The organism is Thermostichus sp. MS-CIW-34 (assembly GCF_054060435.1).
This window is the reverse complement of the sequence record NZ_JBSSDE010000011.1, coordinates 1-21,452: the sequence shown is the minus strand read 5'-3', so window position 1 is coordinate 21,452 and position 21,452 is coordinate 1. Positions and strand designations below refer to the sequence as shown.

The following is a 21,452-nucleotide window of genomic DNA, read 5'->3' as shown; positions in this document are numbered from 1 at the left end:
ATGGAACCGAAAGGATTCCAAAAACCTGCAATTCAGGATGATTGATTTAAGATCTCTAATGTGGAGCCGCCCCTACCCACGCCTCATGGTGCTCTGCACCCCTCCCGCGAACGGCAACTCACGCTTTAAGGACTCCGTCCCGCTGTCGCGATTGGCCGGAAACCGGTTATGTCTGCTTCCCCTTCTGCACTCTGGGCCACTGGCGGAGCCATTCTGCGGCTGTTGCGCTGGCACAAGCCGGCAGGGCGACTGATTTTGATGATCCCGGCGCTGTGGGGAGCTTTTTTGGCCGGACGGGGAACGCCCCCTTGGCCGTTGGTCGGGATCCTGATTCTGGGCAGTTTGGCCGCCAGCGGAGCGGGCTGTGTCATCAACGATCTTTGGGATCGAGATTTGGATCCGCTGGTGGAGCGCACCCGCCATCGCCCGTTGGCCAGCCGGGAGTTGACCGTTGGCGTCGGGATCCTGATGGCGGTGGTGAGTTTGGCCTGTGCGGCAGGGCTGGCGCTGTTTCTCAACCCGGTTAGCTTTGCCCTCTGTGTGGCGGCGGTGCCGGTAATTCTGCTCTATCCAGGGGCCAAGCGGGTGTTTCCGGTGCCGCAGTTGGTGCTGGCTCTGGCGTGGGGATTTGCCGTGCTCATCAGTTGGACGGCGGTGAGCGGCCAAGATGCCAACACACCCCTGTGGGAAGAGGGGCTGGGCTGGCTGTGGCTGGCCACGGTGTTGTGGACACTGGGATTTGATACCGTCTATGCTCTTGCGGATCGGGAGGACGATGAGCGGGCCGGGATCCATTCCAGCGCCCGTTTTTTCGGGCAGCGGACGCCGACGGCGGTGGGGCTATTTTTTTTGGGCACTGCCATCGCGCTGTTGGGGGTGGGGATCAGCCTACGGTTGCATGGAGTTTATTTTGTCAGTTGGGCCATCGCCAGCGTCCTCTGGGGCCGGCAAACCTGGCAGCTCCACCAAAGGAATGCCTCTCCCACCTTGTACCTGGCCATCTTCGGCCAAAATGTGGTGCAAGGGTTTATTCTGCTGGCGGGGATGATCGGCGGGTCCCTGCTGGCCTGAGGGATCCCCTGGCCTCTCGCATGGCCAGATGCCTCTCTGAAGAACGCCTTGCCCCTCAGCCGACGCTGGGGCTGCCTCTTTGGGAAGGGATCCCGACAAATCTCCGGACTGGCAGGAATCGGCCCAGGGCCATGGGCAAACGGTAGAATGAGACGATTAATTGCAGGATCCCAGCCTCCGATGGCCCCACTGAGCAGCGGTGAGCCTCCCTATGACATTCTTATTCTCTCAAACGGCCCTGGAGAGCTGACCACCTGGGTGCGTCCGGTGGTGATGGAATTGCGCCAGCAACTGCCTCAGGCACGCCTCTCCCTGGTGCTGTCCCCCTGCCCCCATGCTTCCGGGCAAGAGATGAAGATAGCGCAAGCGTTCGTCGACGTGGATCGGGTGCAGGATCCCGATTTTTTTCTGGCTTTTTTGCTTACCGGCCAAACCGAAGAAGCCTGGGATTGGGCCAAGCGAGGGGTGGTGCTGTTTCTGGGGGGGGATCAGTTTTTTGCCGTCTGGATTGCTCGCCGCTTGCGCTATCGGCTGGTGGTCTATGCTGAGCATCAACCCCGTTGGCGGCCTTGGGTACATGCTTTCGCCGTGCGAACCGAGGCCATCAAACGCCGCTACGATGGCGGACGGCTGCTGGGCCACCCTTGGGCCCACAAAATGCACGTTGTCGGGGATTTGATGGCGGATGGCGTAGCCAGCGCTGTCTATTTGCCGGGGGTGCCCCTTTCCGGCTGGCTTGGCAGCAGATCTCCTGCCGCTGCCTCCAAACCCACGGCAGGCTTTTCTTCCCCAACCCAAGCCTTTGGCCTGCTCCAAGATGCATCTCCCAGCTCCATCGGCGAGGGGGAGCCTGTAAGAACTGCGCCAGAGAGAGTGGGGAACCGCTTCACCGATCGCGTAAGCGGGCCGGAGGCCTTTCGCGTAAGCGGGCCGGAGGCCTTTGAAGAATTGCTACCGCGCGGCTGGCAGCGTCTGAGCGATGAGAACCGCACCCACTATCAGGTGGGGCTGCTCCCAGGCTCCAAGCCAGCCAAGCTCTCCTTGGGGGTGCCATTGGTGTTGGCTGTGGCCGATGAGCTGCGACAGATGCTGCCGAATGTCCGCTTTGTGATCCCGGTGGCCCCAGGACAAACCCCCCAGTCGTTGGCAGCCTATGCCCATCCCAAGCTCAATCCCGATATGGCTTTGATCTATGGCACCTCAGCCATTCTGGAGCAGACCAATCTGGGATCCCAGTTTGTTACCCCCTTTGGCAGCACGGTGCAATTGTGGACAAGCTTCCCTGCCTATTCTGTGCTGGCCAACTGTGATCTCTGTCTGACCACCATTGGCGCCAACACCGCCGAGCTGGCCTATTTGGGGGTGCCGATGGTTGTGGTGATCCCTACCAACAAGCTGGAGGCAATGCGCGCCTGGGATGGGATCCTCGGCCTGTTGGCCCACCTTCCGGGCTTGGGCACTTGGCTGGCCCGCGTCTTCAATAGGATTGCTCTGCGTTGGCTGGGCCACTTGGCTTGGCCGAACATCTGGGCGGGGCGAGAGGTGGTGCCAGAGTTGCGGGGCCATTTGCGCCCGGTGGCCGTGGCCGAGCAAATGCGAGTTCTGCTGGAAGATCCCCAGCGCCGTCAGCAAATGCAGACAGAACTGCAGCGGCTGGGGGGCAAGCCGGGAGCTGCCCAAGCTATTGGACAACTGGTGGCTCAACAGTTGGGTAAAGGCTAGGGCAGAAGGCAATTTGCTTGAGCTCGACCCAGTGGAGAGTTGCGCGAGGAGCTCCCTTGGCCCGATTGGAGATCTCTCCTTGCTGCCGGCAAAAAGTGCTAAAAGGGGAGTGGAGGTTCCTAAACGGAGACCATTCATGCTGACGGAGGCCGAGCAGTCGGCGGTGGAAAGCCCCAAAACGGGGGAGGGCAATTCTCTCCCTGCTGGCAAGCCGGAGCCAAAACTGGGGTTCTGGCAGCAATTTTGGGAGGATGTTGATTGTGTCTTCGATCGGGATCCGGCAGCACGCAATCGCTGGGAGGTCATCTTCACTTATCCCGGTGTGCATGCTCTGTTTTTGCACCGCATCGCCCACTGGCTGTGGAAACAGCGCTGGTTTTTCCTAGCGCGGCTGCTCAGCTTCTTGGCTCGTTCTTTCACATTGATTGAAATCCACCCGGCAGCCAAGATTGGGCGGCGCTTTTTCATTGACCACGGCTGTGGGGTGGTGATCGGTGAGACGGCAGAAATTGGTGATGATGTTACCCTCTACCACGGGGTCACCTTGGGGGGTACTTCCTGGAGCAAGGGCAAACGTCATCCCACCCTGGAAAACGGGGTGATTGTCGGCACGGGGGCCAAGATTCTGGGGCCGGTTCGCATTGGGGAAAAAGCTCGTATCGGAGCCAACGCGGTCGTGATTCAGGATGTGGCTCCCGGCATGACGGTGGTTGGGATCCCAGGCCGTGCGGTCATCCCGCCCCATCAGCGCCGCATCCCCGCCCATGGCATTGACCTGGATCACCATCTCATGCCTGACCCGGTGGGGCGTGCAATCGAGCAGTTGCTGCACCGTATTCAAGATCTGGAGGCCCAGGTGGCCCGCCTTAACCGGGAGCGGGAACAGGTCCGGCAGGATCAGGTGAGAGGCGAAGCAGAATATTCCTGATCCGTCCTGCTGATGCGAACGATCTGAAGATTTGTCTGAACCAGGTGGCTGGACAAGAGGGTCCAGCTTTCGGGGTATGCTGTGAGAGCGCTGGGCTGGGTATCCCGGCCAGCTTTTTCCTCTGGGCCCTTCTCTACTGGATAACGCCTCCAATGCCCCTTGCTACTGCGCAACGCTGTCGCGAACAGGATTCTGTACCGTTGGCTTTGTTGAGTGTATCCGACAAAACCGGACTGATCCCGCTGGCCCAGTCCCTCGTGCAAGAGCATGGCTTTCAACTGCTCAGCAGTGGGGGAACCGCCAAGGCGCTCTCAGAAGCTGGGATCCCGGTCACCCCTGTCTCTGCCCACACTGGCGCGCCGGAAATCTTGGGGGGAAGGGTGAAGACGCTGCACCCCCGCATCCACGGCGGCATTTTGGCCCGCCTGGAATGCAGCGAAGACCGGGCAGACCTAGAGGCGCTGGGGATCCCTCCCATCCAACTGGTGGTGGTCAACTTCTACCCTTTTGAACAGACAGTGGCCCAGGCAGGAGTGTCTCTGGAGGAAGCTTTTGAGCAGATCGATATCGGCGGGCCCACTTTGGCGCGGGCGGCAGCCAAAAATTATCCCTACGTTACGGTGCTGACGGATCCCAGCCAGTACCCCCAGTATTTGCAACTGCTCTCCGGGGCCTATGGGGAAACAGAGCGGCTGGCGTTTCGCTTCCAGTGTGCTCGTCGGGCCTTTGAGCAGGTGCTGGCCTACGACCGCGCCATCGTCACCTACCTGGCTCGCCTGGAGCTAGCAGGTCCCTCCCAGTCCTCCGCAGCTGCCGCTGAAGACAGGTTTCAACTGCAAGGGATCCTGTGGCAACGCCTGCGCTACGGGGAAAATCCCCATCAAGCTGCCACTTGGTATGTGACGGATCCGGCTGCCCCCGGCTGGCACCGGGCTAAGCAGTTGCAGGGGAAGGAGCTGAGCTACAACAACCTGCTGGATCTGGAGGCGGCCCGTGCCCTGGCGGCAGAGTTAACCTTGTTACTCCGCAATGCTGATGCGACGCGGCCCACTGACGGGAAGGGCTCTGTGTCTTCTGGCTCTGCTCGGAGGGAGTTCTTGCAACCTGAACAAGCGGTGGCGGTGGTGGTTAAGCACAACAACCCCTGCGGGGTGGCCATTCGCCCATCGCCGGCTGCCGCCCTCGAGGCTGCCCTGGCTGCTGATCCAGTTTCGGCCTTTGGGGGCATCGTCGCCCTCAACCAACCCTTGGACGCAGAGACCGCCCGACGGCTGGTGGAGCCTTTTTTGGAGTGTGTGGTGGCTCCCGATTGCACTCCAGAAGCGGCTGAGCTACTGTCAGTCAAAAAGAACTTGCGGGTCTTGATCTTGCCGGACTTGTGCGTGGGGCCTGCCCAAACAATCCGCACCCTGGCCGGGGGCTTTCTGGTGCAAGACGCCGATTCACCTGTTGCTCTGCAACGCTGTCGCGACCAGGAACCGACGCAAACCGACAGCCCCCCTTCTTGGCAAGTGGTCACCCAGCGCCAGCCCACACCGGAGGAGTGGGCGGATCTGGAATTTGCCTGGATAGTCTGCAAACATGTGAAATCCAACGCCATTGTCGTCGCCAAGCAGAGGCAGACGCTCGGCGTCGGAGCCGGACAAATGAATCGGGTGGGAGCAGCGGAGATCGCTCTCCACCAGGCGGGATCCCAAGCAGCAGGAGCTGTTTTGGCCAGCGATGGCTTCTTCCCCTTTGCCGACAGCGTGGAGATGGCTGCCCAAGCAGGGATCCGCGCCATCATCCAGCCGGGGGGGAGCATCCGCGATGCCGATTCCATTGCTGCTGCCAACGCTGCCGGTATTGCCATGGTTTGCACCGGCATACGTCACTTTCTGCACTGAGCCCGCCTTTCTGCTCAAGAGAGAAATCTTCCCAAGAGAGACAAAGAGCATGACTCTAGTCAATAATAAGCTCAACTATACTGAAAATAATGTATAATATGTTCAGTACGGATTACTACCAGTTGATCTTTCTGTTTACCTTCGAGTCTGCCAACATGGTAGCCAAAGCAAAGCAGAAAATTGGTAGTAAGACGACACGGAAACTGCGCTTTGGGTATTCTACTCAAAGCTTTGCGGGATACCGCCATTCTGTTTGGAAACAAACAGAATGCTATCGCTGCATAGTTGAACAGTGATGTTCAGCAGTGTTCAGCGTAAATGTATCAGTAGGGAGTATCCTCAACTTTAGGGCAACCCCCAGGCTCTGGCCCGCTCTGCCAGCCAGCCCTCAGCCCGCAAATTCTCCAGTTCTCGGCGCACCCGCAGCCGCAATTCGGCGTGCTGCAGCCCCTTGGGCATGGCAATGCCCAGCCCCACCGTTGCCAAGGGGGATCCCAGAAATTGAAACTGTGGCTCCGCAGCGCTTTCGCGACGGGGATGCTCTGCTAGCCACCCTGCCAGCACCGAGCGATCTGCTGCCCACCCCTGCACCGCCCCTTTCAGGAGCAGTTCCGCCCCTTCTCGGTAGGAATCGACAGGCACCAACTCCACCCCTGGCAGGTATCGATTCAGCAGGGGAATGGCGCTGGAACCGCGCAAGACTGCAACGCGACCGCCCCGCAAGTCCGACCAGCTTTCCCAGTTGTGGGAACGAGCCACAACCAAGCTGGGGCCATCCTGATAGTAAGCAGAAGTGAACTCCACCTGGCGCGCCCGATCCGGGGTAATGCCGATCTGAGCAATGGCCAAATCCACCTGGCCGTCAGCCAGCACCTGCAGCCGCTCTACATTCGAGACCGGCACCAACTCCACAGCCTCTGCCGAGCCCAACAGCCGGGATCCCAGCTCACAAGCCAGCTCGATCTCAAACCCCTGCAGATCCCCTTGGGGAGTGCGAAACCCCAGCGGCCTCAAGTTGTCTTTTATGGCAACGCGCAGCCGTCCAGAATCCACAATCTCCGGCCAAGGACGAGCCACAGTAGGGATCCCTCCCCCCAGGCAGGCGAGGGCCAGAATGGCTGCCAGGAAGGACTTCTGGATAGCCGTCGGAACCTCCTCAGGAGGCGCGAGACTGGCGCGCTGCCTCCACCACCTGGGTAAAGGCCTCTGGATCCAGGAAAGCCAAGCGGGCCAACATTTTGCGGTTGAGCTGGATATTGGCTTTTTTGAGACCATCGATGAACTCGTGGTAACGCAGGCCCTGGGCACGGGTGGCCGCGTTGATGCGGGTAATCCATAGGCGACGAAAGTCCCGCTTCTTGCGGCGGCGATCCCGGTAGGCGCTGCGCAAAGCCTTCATCACCTGCTGGTTGGCGGTGCGGAACAGCTTTGAACCAGCTCCCCGAAAGCCTTTGGCCAGCTTGAGGATCTTTTTGCGGCGCTTGCGGGCGACATTGCCCCGTTTGACTCTCATGGCAGTAACTCAATAGGAACTTGAACAAACTCAAACTGAAGGGTAGAAGCACTCCGTCCTGCTAACGGGATCGGAACTGCTGTCGCCAATGCCAGCCCCTGAAATCTTCTTGCCGGCGCGAGCGGGATCCCGGCTAGTGGGTGTTGGGCAACATCAGGCGCACATTGACCACATCCCGCTTGTCCACCAGGGCCACACCGGCCAATTTGCGTTTGCGCTTGCTGGTTTTGTGCTCCAGCAAGTGGTTGTGCCCGGCCCTGCGACGCATAAACTTGCCGCTGCCGGTCAGGCGGAAGCGCTTGGCTGCTGCCTTGCGGGTTTTGATTTTGGGCATGATGACAACCCCAGAATATGCGGGGCCAGAGCTAAAGGTCACAGCTTTCTAGGATAAGCCATAGAAGAACAAGAGGGCAAATGCCAAGGTTCGTCCCGCTGAGGCAAGGGAAAGGGGTCGAGAAACTCTCAGGAGACTGAGTTTTGAGGCTCCAGCAGCAGCACTTGCCAGCGCAGCAAGCGTTGCAGTTGCTCAAAGCTCAGGGGGCACTCTAGGCCAGCCTGGATCTCTTGGACGGTGCGGATCCCGTCCACCTGTTGGAGAAAGGCGAAGGCTTCTTCGCTCAGGGAGATGGCTTCGTAGGCGTAGTTGAAAATGCTCCGCCCCGGCCACAGGCCCAGACAGGGGCTGAGGTGGGCAATGGCTGATGCTACACTTTCCGGGCTTGTCCATTCCCAGCGGCGGATGGGGGGCTTACCGAGAAACAGCTCGTAGTGGGCCACCACCGGATCCAGCAGCTCGATCAAGCGATAGCGTTCCGGCTCTGGCAGTTGAGCAGCTTGCGCCAACAGCGCTTCATCCTGGCCCAACACCCGTTCCAGCCGCCAAAACTCCGGGTTGGAAAAGCGCAGAAACTGCAGTCCGGAAGCCCGGATTAATTCAAACAGAGTCTCGATGGTGTAGTCCACTTCCTGGGGGTGCAGGTACATATCGGCGAAGCATTCGTCGTCCACGTTCTCGATGGCCCAGCGGGCCCGTTCTTGCTGCTGGATGCGGTTGGTTTCCGGCAAGATCTCGAAAAGGCGGCGGCCCACCTGGAGACCCCTCTGCAATTGCTCCGCCGAGGCGAGGGTTTGGTGTTCAGAACCCGTTACCAGCAGGCGGATGGCCTTTTGCATGAGGCGGATTTCGTGGCGGCCCAGCTCACCATACACAAACAGGTGCAAGAGCCCGCCGGGAGCCAATTTGCCGGCCAAAGCCTGCAGCCCCGCTAGCGGATCGGGCAGGTGGTGGAGCACGCCCACGCAGTTGATGAAGTCAAACTGCCCCGGCAGCTGGTCGATGTCGTAGACGTTGAGCTGGCGAAACTGCACCGGCGGTGCCTGGGAAGCCCGACAACGGGCCTCGGCAATCTCCAGGGCGCGGCTGCTCAGATCAAAGGCCCAAATTTCTGCGTTGGGGTTTTGGTGGGCAATGTATTCTGTTCCCACTCCCGAGCCACAGCCCGCATCCAGAATGCGCACCTTGCGCCGACCCGGATGGGATCCCGTACAAAAGGCATGGGCCTGGGGCCAGCTCCAGCGCCAATTCCACCCTGGCGGGGGAACAGTGCCGACGGGCTGCGGGGGGAAGGGGTAGAGCTCGTAGAGCTGCCGCACTTGGTTGAGGACTTGTTCGGCGCTGGGGGAGTTGGGCTGCATGGACTATCTGTTGGAGCCAGCAAGACTATAGTGACAATATCCCCCTCCCAAACTCCTGCTGAGCCTACTGTTATGAAAGTGCTTCGCACTGCCAGCGCAAAAACTTCTTCTCATCCTCTGCAAACCGGCCTCACCTTCGACTGGATTAGGCTGACGGCTGAGCTCAAAAAGATTTTGGATCCCAAGCGGGTGATCAGCAAGCCGGAGGAGCTGCTGGTTTACGAATGCGATGGGCTGGTCAGCTACCGGCAAAGGCCGGCGCTGGTGGTGCTGCCCCGCACAACAGAAGAGGTAGCGCAGGTGGTGAAGCTGTGCAGCCGCTACCAGGTGCCCTTCGTGGCGCGGGGATCCGGTACTGGGCTATCGGGGGGGGCCCTGCCGGTGGAAAATAGCGTCGTCATTGCCACCACCCTGATGAAGCAGATCCTGGAAATCGATCTGGACAACCGCTGCATGGTGGTGCAGCCGGGGGTTATTAACACTTGGATTACCCAGGCCGTTGCCGCCCAAGGCTACTTTTATGCGCCGGATCCCTCTAGCCAGTCGGTTTGCTCCATCGGAGGTAATGTGGCGGAGAACTCCGGCGGTGTCCACTGCCTCAAGTACGGCGTAACAGCCAACCACATTCTCGGCCTGACGGTGGTGCTGCCGGATGGGGAGGTGGTGTGCTGGGGAGGCAAGATCCCGGAGATGCCCGGCTACGACTGGGTGGGGCTGTTTGTGGGATCCGAGGGCACCCTGGGCATTGCCACCGAGATTACCCTGCGCTTGCTCAAGGCCCCGGCTCAAGTGCAGGTTTTGCTGGCAGACTTTGACAGTGTGGAAGCGGCGGGATCCACCGTCTCCGACATCATTGCTGCCGGGATCATCCCCGCCGGCCTGGAGATTATGGACAACTTCAGCATCAATGCCGTGGAGGATGTGGTGCAGTTGGGCTACTATCCGCGGGATGCGGCGGCCATTTTGTTGGTGGAGGTGGATGGGCTGGAACTGGAGGTGGAAGAAGCCGGCCAGCAGGTGAGGGCGCTGTGCTTCAAAAATGGGGCGCGACAGGTGCAAGTTGCATCCGACCCGGAAGAGCGGGCGCGGGTGTGGAAAGGACGTAAGGCAGCATTTGCCGCCATGGGCAAGCTCAGCCCCAACTACTATGTTCAGGATGGGGTGATCCCCCGCAGCCAGCTAGCCTTTGTCTTGAAGGAAATCGAGCGCCTCAGCCGTGAGTACGGTTATCCAGTGGCCAATGTGTTTCACGCTGGCGACGGCAATCTGCACCCCTTGATCCTCTACGACGAGTCGGTGCCGGGATCCCTGGAGCAGGTGGAGAAACTGGGGGGCGAGATCCTTAAGCTCTGCGTGCGCTTGGGGGGCAGCATCTCCGGCGAACATGGCATCGGGGCAGACAAACGCTGCTACATGCCGGAAATGTTTACGCCTGCGGATTTGGAGAGCATGCAATGGGTGCGGCAGGTGTTTGACCCCCAGCACATCGCCAACCCCGGCAAGATCTTTCCCACCCCCCGCACCTGCGGTGAGTCAGCCCACGCCCACAGCCAACCAGAATGGCAAGGGATCCCAGTCTTTTGATTTTGAAAGTTTGAAGGTGCTCCGAACCGCTGGCGTGATGGGAATAGCCCTCAGGCTGGGATCAGCCGGCTTGGCGTTGCTGCTGCAGCTCGGCAAAGGCTCGACAGAAGTCTTCCTGTTGGATGACCAGGGTTTTGGCATCCACCGTCTCGGAAGTGGCGCGGTGGCGGCGGATGGCGGCAATGGCGGCGCGGTTGCTGAGCAGGGCCAGGTCGGCACCACTCCAACCTTCGGTCTGCTCGGCCCACCCCTGTAAGTCCACATCAGGCCCCAGGGGACGCTTGCGGTTGTGAACGGCCAAAATTTCCCGTCGCCCGCTGCGATCCGGCAGCTCCACGCTCAGGTGCAGCTCCAACCTGCCGGCCCGGGTGAGGGCGGGATCCAAACTGGCTTTGCGGTTGGTGGCGGCCACCACCAACACCCCCTGGCTGGGGCGGATCCCGTCCAGCTCTGCCAGCAGCTGCCCCAGAACGCGGTCGCTGACCCCACTATCCCCGGAGTAGCTTCCCCGCGCCGGGGCGAGGGTGTCGATCTCGTCGATGAAGATGACACAGGGGGCGCATTGGCGGGCGCGGGCAAAAAGTTCCCGTACCGCCTGCTCGGAGGATCCCACCCATTTGCTCAAGAGCTCCGGGCCGGAGACGGCAATGAAGTTAGCCTTGGCCTGGGAAGCGATGGCTTTGGCCAACAGGGTTTTGCCAGTGCCAGGGGGGCCGCTGAGGAGGATGCCCTTGGGCGCTTGGGCCTGAGCCTGCTCGTACAACTCAGGGTGCAGCAGGGATCCCTCGATGGCCTCTTGCAAAATCTGCTTGGCGTGCTCCAGGCCGCCAATTTGATCCCAGCTCACCTGCGGGGATTCAATCTCCACCGAGCGCAGCACCGCCGGCTTCACCTGTTGCAGAGCCTGTTGAAAATCCGCTGCGGTTACCGTCAGGGACTCGGGGATGGGGGATCCCAAATCGGGCACCTGCCGCCGCAAAGCCGCATAGGCTGCTGCCTGGCACAGGCCCCGCAGATCTGCCCCCACAAAGCCCAGCGTCTGATCCGCCAGGCTGTCCAGATCCACATCCTCCGCCAAGGGCATGCCGCGGGTGTGGATGGCCAGGATCTCCCGCCGCCCCTCCCGGTCCGGCACCTTGAAGATCACCTCCCGATCAAAGCGCCCCGGTCGCCGCAGAGCCGGATCCAGAGCCTCAGGCCGGTTGGTGGCTGCCAGCACCACGATCCCCTTTTGGGCCACAAACCCGTCCATCAGCCCCAGCATCTGGGCCACCAGGCGTTTTTCCACCTCCCCCTCGACAGTGGCGCGGTTGGGCACTAGGGCATCGATTTCGTCAATAAACACCAGACAGGGAGCCGATTTGGCTGCCTTTTCAAACAGTTGCCGCAGGCGCGCCTCCGCCTCGCCGTAGTACTTGCCGATCAGCTCCGGGCCGACAATGGCGATGTAGTTCACCCCCAGGCTCTCGGCCAGGGCGCGGGCCGTCAGGGTTTTGCCGGTGCCGGGGGGGCCTACCAACAACACGCCGCGGGGCGGATCCAACCCCAGCTTGGCCAGCAGATCGGGCCGCTTGAGGGGGATCTCCACCATCTCCCGCAGCGCTTGGAGCTGTTCCCTCAGTCCCCCCACATCCTTGAGGCGTGGCCCAGCCCAAGACTCTGGGCGGTCGGCAGAAGTTGCTGGCGGGTCGGGCACAGCGGCCTTGGACGGTTCCTGGAAGCGAACCGCAGACATCACTTGGGGCTCGCTGCTCCAGGGGGGATCCCCCGTTTGGGCAGGGCTGCGGCGGCGGGGGATGGAGCCGGAAGGGGGAATAGAACTGCCCAGAGGACGGGCCTGGATGCGGACTTCGGTTCGCAGCTCTCCACTTTGCTTTTTCTCGTCCAGCTTCTGAGCCAGCTCGATCAACTGCTCAATGCCCTGTACAAAGTCACTTAAATTGGCCATAGCCGGGATTTTCCATCCACACAAGTTATCTGCAAATTGACCCGCCAGAGGTGCTAACTCATCCCCTGCCTGGCCAGCTCAGGTGAGGAGAGCATGACTCTAGTCAATAATAAGCTCAACTATACTGAAAATAATGTATAATATGTTCAGTACGGATTACTACCAGTTGATCTTTCTGTTTACTTTCGAGTCTGCCAACATGGTAGCCAAAGCAAAGCAGAAAATTGGTAGTAAGACGACACGGAAACTGCGCTTTGGGTATTCTACTCAAAGCTTTGCGGGATACCGCCATTCTGTTTGGACTCCGTCCCGCTAACGCGAATGGAAACAAACAGAATGCTATCGCTGCATAGTTGAACAGTGATGTTCAGCAGTGTTCAGCGTAAATGTATCAGTTCCACGGCTAGATGCTCAGTATGATACCCTTCACTGCGGCTGCCGTCGGTGTTGGGCCAGGAGAATCTGCTCTCGGATCCAGCCCAGCCAGGGCTCCAGCCCGTCACCCGTCTTGGCAGAAAGACAAAAAATCGGCACAGAAGGGTTGATCTCGCGGATATTGGCCTGGATCCGATCCAAATCCACCTCCAACACAGGAACCAGATCCACTTTGGTGATCAGCAGACAATCCGCCTCTCGAAACATGATTGGGTACTTGAGAGGCTTGTCTTCCCCTTCTGTGACGCTGAGCAGTGCTACCTTGGCGTGTTCCCCCACCTCAAACTCCGCCGGGCAGACCAAGTTGCCGACATTTTCCACCAGCAGCAAATCCAGTTGTTGGGGATCCAGCAGTGCTTCCAATTGCTGCAAGCCCCCGGCCACCATGGCCGCATCCAAATGACAGGCCCGCCCCGTGTTGATGGCAATCACCGGGATCCCGTAGCGACGCAACCGCTCCGCGTCCAGTTGGGTCGTCATGTCTCCCTCGATCACCGCCAGGCGCAGCGAGCCAGCAAGAGCGACCACGGTTTTCTCCAGCAAAGACGTCTTACCCGCCCCCGGCGCGCTCATGAGGTTCAGACAGGTTACTCCCCAGGCATCAAAATGCTCCCGGTTGTGGTCGGCCTGGTGTTGATTGGCGTGGAGCAGGTTAATCCCCAGATCCAAGACTTGGTGCATGGCACAACCCGTGTTGCGGTTGAGGAGAAAACGCTCTAGCTGCGGAAAGAGCTGGATTCGGCCACCGTAGGGGTGGGAGAAGGGCCGACGGAGAGTTTACGCACCTCGGAGCAGAAAGAAGCCATGCTGAAGCCACCGAACCGCTTGACAGTGCTGGCCCGCAGGCGCAAGTTGGGGCTGGCAAACCAAATGCGCTCTTCCGACTCAGTCATCTCATACTGGGTGTAAAGGGTAAGGGCGCCATCGGATCCCATGACATAGGTACCGGCCACCGGTACTTTCTCAGCGTAGCCCTGATCCCGCAGCAACTGCCCGCGCATGGGATCGGTCTCATCGGGGATAGGTACCAGCACCACGTCTCCCTTGTACTCTTCGTTGTCCCACTCCTGCTCGCCATCCCACCGCACCCGCGCTGCTCCCACAGCTCGTCGGGGATCCACCCTGAACAACTCGCAAACCCGGATGACTGCTGGATCGGTTGCCGCAAGGGTGGCAATTTGTAGCCGCGACCTCCCACCCTCAGAGCGGCGAAAAGCCAAGTGATGGCTGGTGCGTTGGCACATCCACTCCCCAGCACTGAGGGCGAAAAACTCCATTACGGTCATCATGGCCGACGCGGATCCTCATCGATGGAACAGGGTTTGCCGATCTTAGCTTGCAGAGCAACTCAACGATTTAGCTAACGGTGGTGCGGGGGCAATCAGTCCTGCGCTCTACCCGCAGGGTAAGCACCGGGATACAGGGATCCCCACCATACCCCTGAGCGAAATCTGTAGCAAAACCTACTTATGCTGGTGTAACCTACAAGCACCGGATTGATCCAGATGCCTCCCAACAAGCCGCTCGCGTCAGCGGGACGGAGGCCTTGCTGTTGGCGTGGCTGGAGATTGGCCAGGACGTATACAACTACACTTTGCCGGAAATCAACGAGTGGATAGCATCTTGCTCTTGGCCGGTGGACAGGGGTTCCTGGGTGCAGGAGTCCATCCTGTCTGCCGATGCACCGTTCCCTGGGATTAGACTTGTTTTGCAAGCTGGCAGTAGCCAGGGAGGCTGGGGAAGGGAAACTGCCTGTTCAGTCGGTCTGTCGGGGGTTGTAGACCCAGACAAGTGGCGTGGGGCAGGAATGCCCGACCGCGAGGTAAGGACTCCGTCCTGCTGACGGGAAGGGTGGCCCGCGCTCTGTCCACAGGACGAGCGCCGGGAGGATGTCACCATACTCCCCTGCCCAAAGGCAGAGGATTCTGGCTCTTGGTTCCAAGACAGCACTTGCCGTATCGGGTTGCCCCTTTACGACAGCGGTGCCCATCTCCCCAAGCGGGGCAGTTCCCTTCTGCCCTAAGTACCGTTGAAGAGAAAGGGCAAAACCTATTTAGGTTGCTTGCGTAGTCGCCGGGCTACCGGGTTTTTTAAGTGGTTGACTACTCTACTACTGGTCTAGAGTACAGCACAAAAGCTGCCGTGAACGGCAGGGCTTTAGACCCAATTCTTTGGTAAAACAATTGCCAATAAAATGCCAATAAAAGGCTACCCGCTTGCTCGCCTTGCAGGGGCCAACTCAAGCGCTAGACCAAGAGAGCCAAGGTTTTTTTAACTCAGCACAGGTGTCTTTGGGGCAAGGGATCCATCCGACAAGCGCCAACCGACTGCCAGTTGTTTCTAACTGACGGCCACGGGCGACTTAGCGGCAGCAGCAGCGCGATTTTCCTCTTCCTCAGGAGGGACAACGGCAAACTCGATGTGATTGAGCAGGGTGGTCACGAAGGCGAAGAGCAGGAAAGGCAGGGAGATCACCAAAATCAGAGCAATGGTGAGAAAAGCGTAGAGGGGGCTATTCATCAGGGAGAGGGCAGCGGCCAAGCTGGCAAAGATGACAATCAGCCAAACGATGATCTGGCCGTAGATATCTCCAAAGGAGAGGGTGCAGGTGAAGCGGTAGCGGGTGTGGGTGTTCATGGCAGTTCCTCTGGATAGCCTGGATGGTTCGATCCTAAGGACAGATCAAGCCCCATCCTGAGAAATATGTCGAGATTTTAGACGAGAGACGAGGAGATGCCTCTCTTTGCTAAGAAATATCTCAAGAATCGGCTGAGAAAGAGGGGATCCGCCGTCTGGAAGGAGGCAGGATGCTACCCTCAAGATTGGGAACCGTTTCTTGCAGGCAGCAGCCATGTGTATTTGTATTCACTGCTACTACGTGGATCGCTGTACCACCTACCATGCCGTGGAAGCGCAGCATCAGCAACCTCATCTCACACTGACGCCGGATTTTGAGCCGCAGGGCCCCCAGATCAATGTCAATATCCGCAATGGGGGCACCGAGATGGAATGGGATGTGGTGGGCTGCCAGAGCTTTCGCGAGGAACGGAACAAGTGGGCGCGACTTCGTCCCTATGAGGCGGTTCCCACGTAAGATCCAAGAGCGGCCTGGATTTCCAGGGAGTTTCTTGCCCGGCCAGGTTAGAACTCTTCAGTTTGGCAGTTCGGCTCTCCCAGTCTGAGAGGTTTGATGGGGGCTGGAGAGGTTTTTGTCGAGTTTCGAGAGATTGGAAGACTATGATGCTGGCCTCAAGCCCTACAGCGCTGCCAGTGGATGCCCGTCAACAGGTGAGCCAATTCATGCAGCGCCTACAAGATGACATCTGTGCCCGTCTGGAGGCCCTAGACGGAAAAGCCAAGTTTCGGGAAGACCGTTGGGAACGCCCTGGAGGAGGGGGCGGGCGCTCGCGGGTCATTCAGCAGGGAGACGTGTTTGAGCAGGGGGGAGTCAATTTTTCCGAGGTGTTCGGATCCCATCTGCCCCCTTCGATTCTGAAACAGCGTCCAGAAGCGGCAGGGCATCCTTTCTACGCCACAGGCACCTCTATGGTGTTGCATCCTCGCAACCCCTATGTGCCGACGGTACACCTGAACTATCGCTATTTCGAGGCGGGGCCGGTTTGGTGGTTTGGGGGCGGGATGGATCTCACCCCCTATTACCTGTTTGAGGAGGATGCGGCCCATTTTCACCGCACCCTCAAGGCAGCCTGTGACCGCTTGGATCCCGTCTACTACCCAGTTTTCAAGATCTGGTGCGATCGCTACTTTTTCCTACCTCATCGCGGCGAGGCGCGCGGCGTTGGCGGCATTTTCTTCGACTATCAGGATGAACGCCCTGGGCTGCTCTATCGGCCTGAAGGCCAGGCGGAAGGGGATCCCGAACAACTGGCTTCTGAGCCACCATCGTTACAGGTGCGGGTGGGATCCCGCAGTTGGGAACATCTTTTCGAGTTGGTGCAAGCCTGTGGCGAAGCCTTCTTGCCGGCCTATGCGCCGATTGTGGAGCGGCGGCAGGGGATGGAATGGGGAGAGCGAGAACGGCAATTCCAGCTCTATCGTCGCGGGCGTTACGTGGAGTTCAACTTGGTCTATGACCGCGGCACGATCTTTGGACTCCAGACCCAGGGCCGCACCGAGTCGATCTTGATGTCTTTGCCGCCATTGGTGCGCTGGGAATATGGCTACGAGCCGCAACCGGACACGTGGGAAGCCAAGCTCCATCAGGTGCTTCGCCAGCCCCAGGATTGGGCGTAGGCCGGCCATACCTTGTCTCCGCCTTTGAGGATCCGCTGCGTGCCTTCTTCTTTGCCCCTCACCTACCGCTTTCAGCCGCCTCGACAGGTCGGCTTGGGATCCGCACCTGTGTTGGTGATGCTGCACGGGATCGGCAGCCACGAGGGGGATTTGTTCCAGTTGGCCCCCTATCTGGATCCCCGGTTGGCGGTGATTAGCTTGAGAGCCCCTATTCCTTGGAGTGTGGGCGGGTTTGCCTGGTTTGAAATGGCCTGGACGCCAGAAGGGCTGGTGGGGGATCCCCAGCAAGCGCGCAATAGCCTCAAGCTCCTGAGCCGCTTTCTGGAACAGGCGCTGCCCAATGGGATCCCGGATATTGCCTTGGATCCCAGGCAGGTGTATTTGCTGGGGTTTAGCCAGGGGGCGATCATGAGCCTGTACTTGGCTCTGACCCAGCCGGAGAAGCTGGCGGGGGTGGTGGCAATGAGTGGGCGCCTATCTCCAGAGATCCTGGCCGAGGCGGTGGAGCCGGAGCGGATGAAACACCTGGCCATCCTGGTGGTTCATGGCACTGCTGATGCTGTTTTGCCGATTGCTTTTGGCCGCCAGATCAGGGATTATTTTGCCCCGCTGCCACTGAACTTCACCTATCGCGAGTACGAGATGGGCCATGAAGTTTCCCCGGAGAGCCTGCGGGATATTCAGGTGTGGTTGCAAAACCTGTTGGATAGGAGAGATTCGGAAGTGAAAACGTAAACTACCCGACTCCGACCGCTAAAGCGGTACGGAGCGGGCTTTCGGTAGCCCTGCAGTTGGCAAGCCAACCACGAACCTCTAGGCTGGTTTACAGCAGCCCCAAAAAGCGCAATCACATTCGCACCATTCAAATCCGCATCCCCTTCCCATCCACAGTGTCCACACTTAAACTTCTTTCCACTGCGGTAGGATTGCGCAGGGTCGGGATGAATGTGCAAACACCGGTGGCAGGTCTGCGACGTGTAGGCAGGCGGCACCAGAATCAAAGCAACCCCTGCACGCAGAGCCTTGTACTCCAAAAATTGACGGAGTTGATAAAACGCCCAACTGTTGGCCCTGCGCCGTTCAGTTTTACTGCGGGGTTGTTGGTTGATGCGCTCCCGGATCCCTGTCAGGTCTTCCAGGGCGATAGCGCTGTTGGTAGCTTTTGCCCTAGAGACAATAGCTTTAGAGATGCGATGATTGACCCACGTTTTTGCTACGCAACGCTGACGCGACTGAAAGCGTCTTTCCTTGCCAGACAGCCGTTGCAGCAGTTGACGGCATCTGCGCCGCGAACTGCGTGTGCCCTTACTGGCTTTGCGTTGGAGTGCCGCCCTCAATCGAGAGTAGTGGTCTCGGACTTTGTTCAACTGCTGTCCATTCCAGTTATCACCCTCTGACGTATGGGCAATATCTGTCCTTCCCAAGTCCACCCCCAGCACTCTACCCGTGCGTTGCGGTGGGGATGGCTCCGTTTCCACACAGATTTGAATAGAGTAGGAGCCGTCTTTACGCTTGACCAGAGTGGCAGATTTGGGATTGGAGCCCGCCAGCCGTTCTCTCTGGTAGCGGCCAATCGCCAGCTCAAAGCGCTCCCGACCCTCCACCGTGGTCAGCGACACCGTCCAGTCTTTCTCGCGGAACGAAAAGATACGAGCGTCGTAGGTAGCGAAGTCTCCTTTGAACGCTTTGACGGGGCGGTTTTTCTGTTGGGCAACTTTACGGGCGCCGGCCAGCCGCCTGCAGACCTGCTGAGCCAAGTTACTGGACAAGCCGAACCGGGCACGGATTTCGCGGTAGCACAGAGACTGGAGCTTAACGGCGTTGGCGACTTTCTCCGGCGTGTTCTGGTTGACCCAATTCAAGGCTTGGCCAAAAGCCTCCAAAGTCGCGTCCAATTTGGCGGCTTGCGACGGGGACACCTTGAGCTTGCAGGATACGGTCAGGACTTGGGTCATGGTTCTATTGTAACCTCGCATTCCTCCCGGCACTGACCCTACGGGTACAGTGCGGGGCTCCTGCGATTTCTAGCTGAAGAAGTTTGACCCAATTGGGATGACCCTAATTCAGGTGTTGAGCAAGGCTGTGCAGCACTTAGCAAGCTCCTCAATGGCACAGCTCCGGTTCTCGCCATCTTCAGGGTTTCGAGGGGCAAGTGATAGGGATCCCTGCCCCATTCAGTTTTCCGGCTCTCCTTCGGGTTCGGATGTCAGAATATGGTGATTAATTGTTAAAGCGTTAAAGCCGGGCAGAATGAGCACTTAGTACCGATGCTCCCCTACCCAGAGGCCGACCAATGCTGCCTTGCCCCAGGGATCCACTTTCACTTCTGCCCGCGTGGCTTCAGGGTAACGCCGAATATCCTCTTCCCAGGCATCTCCAATCGCTTCGGGAATAAAAAATTCTTCGGTTCCCAACTTGAGCTGCTGCCCGTCAAACCAGCCTCGCAGCACTTTCTCTTCAGGCTGCAAATCTTTGGGCATCTCCCGGCTGACACCGATTGCTCGCCAAGGTTGAGTGGGATCCCCTGCGGGGGGAGCCAAGCGCAGATAAAGGATCCCTGGGGTCTCCAATTCAGGTGACCAACCCGGCAGTTGCTCTAGGGTGGAGCGTCGACCGACGACGTAGCCCAAGGCCACGTACCGGCCCCGCAAAAGGTCATAGGGATCCACGGGGGCCGTTTGCAGGTAGATCGTGGTTCCGACAGCGAGGGTCAGCGCTTGCCGAGCCGGTATCAGCAGAACGATACCCAGCTGCAGCAGTAGGGGTAGCCAAAACCGCCATTTGGGCAGGGATCCCTTCTGAGAAAGATTCGACGGGCTAGCCATAGCAGCCAGAGAGAGTGACCTCTCTCTTATGGCACAGGTTTGCCAATCCCGGACAGAAGCGGGTAGAAGTGCCCCACTGGCCCCTGACCTGACCCGATGGCCAAAGGATGTCGCAGCGCTTCTGTTACATAGGCTTTGGCCGCCACTGTGGCCGCCAAGGGATCCCTGCCCCAGGCCATCTGTGCTGCAATGGCCGCCGAGAGGGTACAGCCGGTGCCGTGGGTGTGGCGGGTGGGGATCCGCTCTGTTTTCAGCACTTCCAGTCGCTCGCCATCGAACCACACATCCACCCCCTGCAGTTCCCCCGGCATACCCCCACCTTTGACCAACACCGCTCCACAGCCCAGGGTGCGAATCTGCTGAGCCGCCGTTTGCATATCCGCCAGGGACTGCAGCTGCAGCCCCGTTAAAATTTGCGCCTCATAGCGATTGGGGGTCAGCACCTGGGCCAAGGGGATCAGCCGCTCGCGGATGGCCTGAATGGCTTCATCTGCCAGCAACTTTGCTCCCGTGCGGGACACCATCACCGGATCCACCACCAGAGGCCGCAACGCCCAGCGCTCCACCTGACGGGCTACCTCCAGCACGATCTCGGCATTCAGCAACATGCCCGTCTTGATCCCTTGCACCCCAATGTCCTGCACCACGGCCTCAATTTGGGCGGCCACGGCTTCGGGGGGCAGCGCATCGACCCGGCTCACCCCAAGGGTATTCTGGGCGGTCACGCAGGTCAGGGCAGAGGTACCGTGTACCCGTTGGAAAGCAAAGGTGCGCAGATCCGCTTGGATCCCTGCTCCCCCACCACTGTCGGATCCAGCGATGGTGAGGGCGACAGGGGGGTGCTGCTCGGCCAGCAGTGGAGCCGGAGTTGGTTCAGATGCAGAGACAGACATTGGCCAAACGACAAAAATGGGCAAGGGTACCGATAGCCATTTCCATCAATCAATATGAACCATCTCTTTAACGTAGCAATGAAACTGTTGGTTCTCGATTGGTCTGAGACCACTGGGGTATTGGGAAAACTCTTGCAGACGTCTGTCAAGAAGCTGACTAAGAGTGAGTTGTCCTAGTCTAAATCCGAGTAGCCCTCATCAGTGGTGGCGACCACCTCAACCCAGGCTCTATCCCCCTCCACCGCCGTCAAGCTCCAGCGCAGAAGCCGAGCCCGCTGGCCCAGCTCCCGGTCAACTTGCTGACAGAGGGATTGCTCCAGTTGCGGGGCATAGAGAGGCGAGCTCAACGGCAGAGATAGGTGCAACAAATGCAACTTCACAGGAGTCGAGAACTGATCTCGCCAAGGAAACAGACTTACTTTCGATAACTTCTAACACTAAGAATCCAACAATATAAACTAATGTAGTATTTTCAGATTAGGCTGAGACAGCCGGGCTACTGAGAAAAACCTTTTGGGCCCCTGCATTATTGCTCCGCAACGCTATTGCTCCGCAACGCTGACGCGAAGACGCGACCAAGGTTTTAGTTGTGGGTACAGTGTCCTAGGTCGTGTTGATCTTATGTTAGGATAGAGAGAATAATTTATAGAGGAAAGAGGATGAAGTTGGTTTTTTTAGATGAAAACAAATGGCAGAAG

The 21,452-nt window shown here is 59.1% G+C and carries 20 protein-coding genes and 1 pseudogene; 9 read left to right on the top strand and 12 right to left on the bottom strand.

The genetic code is table 11. The features are described from left to right. Positions 1–168: 168 nt before the first annotated feature. The 5 genes and pseudogenes from ACVWYY_RS05590 to ACVWYY_RS05570 form a co-directional block, all read left to right on the top strand. Positions 169–1,071, top strand: coding sequence for a 4-hydroxybenzoate solanesyltransferase (locus ACVWYY_RS05590; protein WP_457395192.1), 903 nt, complete (start codon positions 169–171; stop codon positions 1,069–1,071). 180 nt (positions 1,072–1,251) lie between these two features. Then, positions 1,252–2,793: a hypothetical protein gene (locus tag ACVWYY_RS05585; RefSeq protein ID WP_457403446.1), complete on the top strand. Its 1,542-nt coding sequence runs from the start codon at positions 1,252–1,254 to the stop codon at positions 2,791–2,793. A gap of 136 nt (positions 2,794–2,929) precedes the next feature. Continuing rightward, complete coding sequence (cysE, locus tag ACVWYY_RS05580) at positions 2,930–3,721, top strand: serine O-acetyltransferase (RefSeq protein ID WP_457403447.1); 792 nt, start codon at positions 2,930–2,932, stop codon at positions 3,719–3,721. 152 nt (positions 3,722–3,873) lie between these two features. Further along, positions 3,874–5,607, top strand: coding sequence for a bifunctional phosphoribosylaminoimidazolecarboxamide formyltransferase/IMP cyclohydrolase (purH, locus tag ACVWYY_RS05575; protein ID WP_457403448.1), 1,734 nt, complete (start codon positions 3,874–3,876; stop codon positions 5,605–5,607). A 101-nt stretch (positions 5,608–5,708) separates the two neighbouring features. Further along, positions 5,709–5,892: pseudogene (locus ACVWYY_RS05570) on the top strand (hypothetical protein); the annotation flags it as partial. A gap of 60 nt (positions 5,893–5,952) precedes the next feature. Here ACVWYY_RS05570 and ACVWYY_RS05565 read toward each other — a convergent pair. From ACVWYY_RS05565 to ACVWYY_RS05550, 4 genes are all read right to left on the bottom strand, one after another. After that, positions 5,953–6,684, bottom strand: a complete 732-nt coding sequence (locus tag ACVWYY_RS05565; protein ID WP_414522463.1) for a transporter substrate-binding domain-containing protein — start codon at positions 6,682–6,684, stop codon at positions 5,953–5,955. A gap of 79 nt (positions 6,685–6,763) precedes the next feature. Next, complete coding sequence (gene rplT, locus ACVWYY_RS05560) at positions 6,764–7,120, bottom strand: 50S ribosomal protein L20 (RefSeq protein WP_011434388.1); 357 nt, start codon at positions 7,118–7,120, stop codon at positions 6,764–6,766. A gap of 133 nt (positions 7,121–7,253) precedes the next feature. Next, positions 7,254–7,454 (bottom strand): 50S ribosomal protein L35, encoded by a 201-nt coding sequence (gene rpmI, locus ACVWYY_RS05555; protein WP_011434387.1) that lies wholly within the window; start codon positions 7,452–7,454, stop codon positions 7,254–7,256. 128 nt (positions 7,455–7,582) lie between these two features. Further along, positions 7,583–8,815, bottom strand: a complete 1,233-nt coding sequence (locus ACVWYY_RS05550) for a class I SAM-dependent methyltransferase (protein WP_457439824.1) — start codon at positions 8,813–8,815, stop codon at positions 7,583–7,585. A 72-nt stretch (positions 8,816–8,887) separates the two neighbouring features. Between ACVWYY_RS05550 and glcD the strand changes: the two genes are divergently transcribed. Continuing rightward, on the top strand, positions 8,888–10,399 hold the full coding sequence (glcD, locus tag ACVWYY_RS05545; protein ID WP_457393925.1) for a glycolate oxidase subunit GlcD: 1,512 nt from the start codon (positions 8,888–8,890) through the stop codon (positions 10,397–10,399). 61 nt (positions 10,400–10,460) lie between these two features. Here the strand turns inward: glcD and ACVWYY_RS05540 are convergent, their stop codons facing one another. The 4 genes from ACVWYY_RS05540 to ACVWYY_RS05525 all read right to left on the bottom strand — a co-directional run bounded on the left by ACVWYY_RS05540 (position 10,461) and on the right by ACVWYY_RS05525 (position 15,419). After that, positions 10,461–12,347, bottom strand: coding sequence for an AAA family ATPase (locus tag ACVWYY_RS05540; RefSeq protein WP_011434384.1), 1,887 nt, complete (start codon positions 12,345–12,347; stop codon positions 10,461–10,463). Positions 12,348–12,773: 426 nt separating this feature from the next. After that, positions 12,774–13,463, bottom strand: coding sequence for a hydrogenase nickel incorporation protein HypB (gene hypB, locus ACVWYY_RS05535; RefSeq protein ID WP_414343585.1), 690 nt, complete (start codon positions 13,461–13,463; stop codon positions 12,774–12,776). 35 nt (positions 13,464–13,498) lie between these two features. Continuing rightward, positions 13,499–14,068, bottom strand: coding sequence for a phycobiliprotein lyase (locus tag ACVWYY_RS05530; RefSeq protein ID WP_011434381.1), 570 nt, complete (start codon positions 14,066–14,068; stop codon positions 13,499–13,501). A 1,054-nt stretch (positions 14,069–15,122) separates the two neighbouring features. After that, positions 15,123–15,419, bottom strand: coding sequence for a hypothetical protein (locus ACVWYY_RS05525; protein ID WP_011434379.1), 297 nt, complete (start codon positions 15,417–15,419; stop codon positions 15,123–15,125). A 214-nt stretch (positions 15,420–15,633) separates the two neighbouring features. Between ACVWYY_RS05525 and ACVWYY_RS05520 the strand changes: the two genes are divergently transcribed. From ACVWYY_RS05520 to ACVWYY_RS05510, 3 genes are all read left to right on the top strand, one after another. Next, the gene (locus ACVWYY_RS05520; protein ID WP_011434378.1) at positions 15,634–15,876 is read left to right on the top strand and encodes a Ycf34 family protein; all 243 of its coding nucleotides are present in this window, start codon (positions 15,634–15,636) and stop codon (positions 15,874–15,876) included. 146 nt (positions 15,877–16,022) lie between these two features. Next, positions 16,023–17,036, top strand: coding sequence for an oxygen-dependent coproporphyrinogen oxidase (gene hemF, locus ACVWYY_RS05515; protein WP_457403460.1), 1,014 nt, complete (start codon positions 16,023–16,025; stop codon positions 17,034–17,036). Between the two features lie 39 nt (positions 17,037–17,075). Next, on the top strand, positions 17,076–17,771 hold the full coding sequence (locus ACVWYY_RS05510) for an alpha/beta hydrolase (RefSeq protein WP_457403453.1): 696 nt from the start codon (positions 17,076–17,078) through the stop codon (positions 17,769–17,771). Here ACVWYY_RS05510 and ACVWYY_RS05505 read toward each other — a convergent pair. The 4 genes from ACVWYY_RS05505 to ACVWYY_RS05490 form a co-directional block, all read right to left on the bottom strand. Beyond that, positions 17,717–18,991 carry an RNA-guided endonuclease InsQ/TnpB family protein gene (locus ACVWYY_RS05505; protein WP_457439820.1) on the bottom strand — a complete coding sequence of 425 codons (1,275 nt, stop codon included), beginning with the start codon at positions 18,989–18,991 and terminating at the stop codon, positions 17,717–17,719. The two genes, ACVWYY_RS05510 and ACVWYY_RS05505, sit on opposite strands and share 55 nt — an antisense overlap. A 303-nt stretch (positions 18,992–19,294) precedes the next feature. Further along, complete coding sequence (locus ACVWYY_RS05500; RefSeq protein WP_457404364.1) at positions 19,295–19,861, bottom strand: GDYXXLXY domain-containing protein; 567 nt, start codon at positions 19,859–19,861, stop codon at positions 19,295–19,297. Positions 19,862–19,887: 26 nt separating this feature from the next. After that, a complete protein-coding gene (gene thiD, locus ACVWYY_RS05495) occupies positions 19,888–20,754 on the bottom strand; it encodes a bifunctional hydroxymethylpyrimidine kinase/phosphomethylpyrimidine kinase (protein WP_414357609.1) in 867 nt (288 codons plus the stop codon). Positions 20,755–20,927: 173 nt separating this feature from the next. Further along, positions 20,928–21,134, bottom strand: coding sequence for a hypothetical protein (locus tag ACVWYY_RS05490; protein ID WP_457439818.1), 207 nt, complete (start codon positions 21,132–21,134; stop codon positions 20,928–20,930). Between the last annotated feature and the right edge of the window lie 318 nt (positions 21,135–21,452).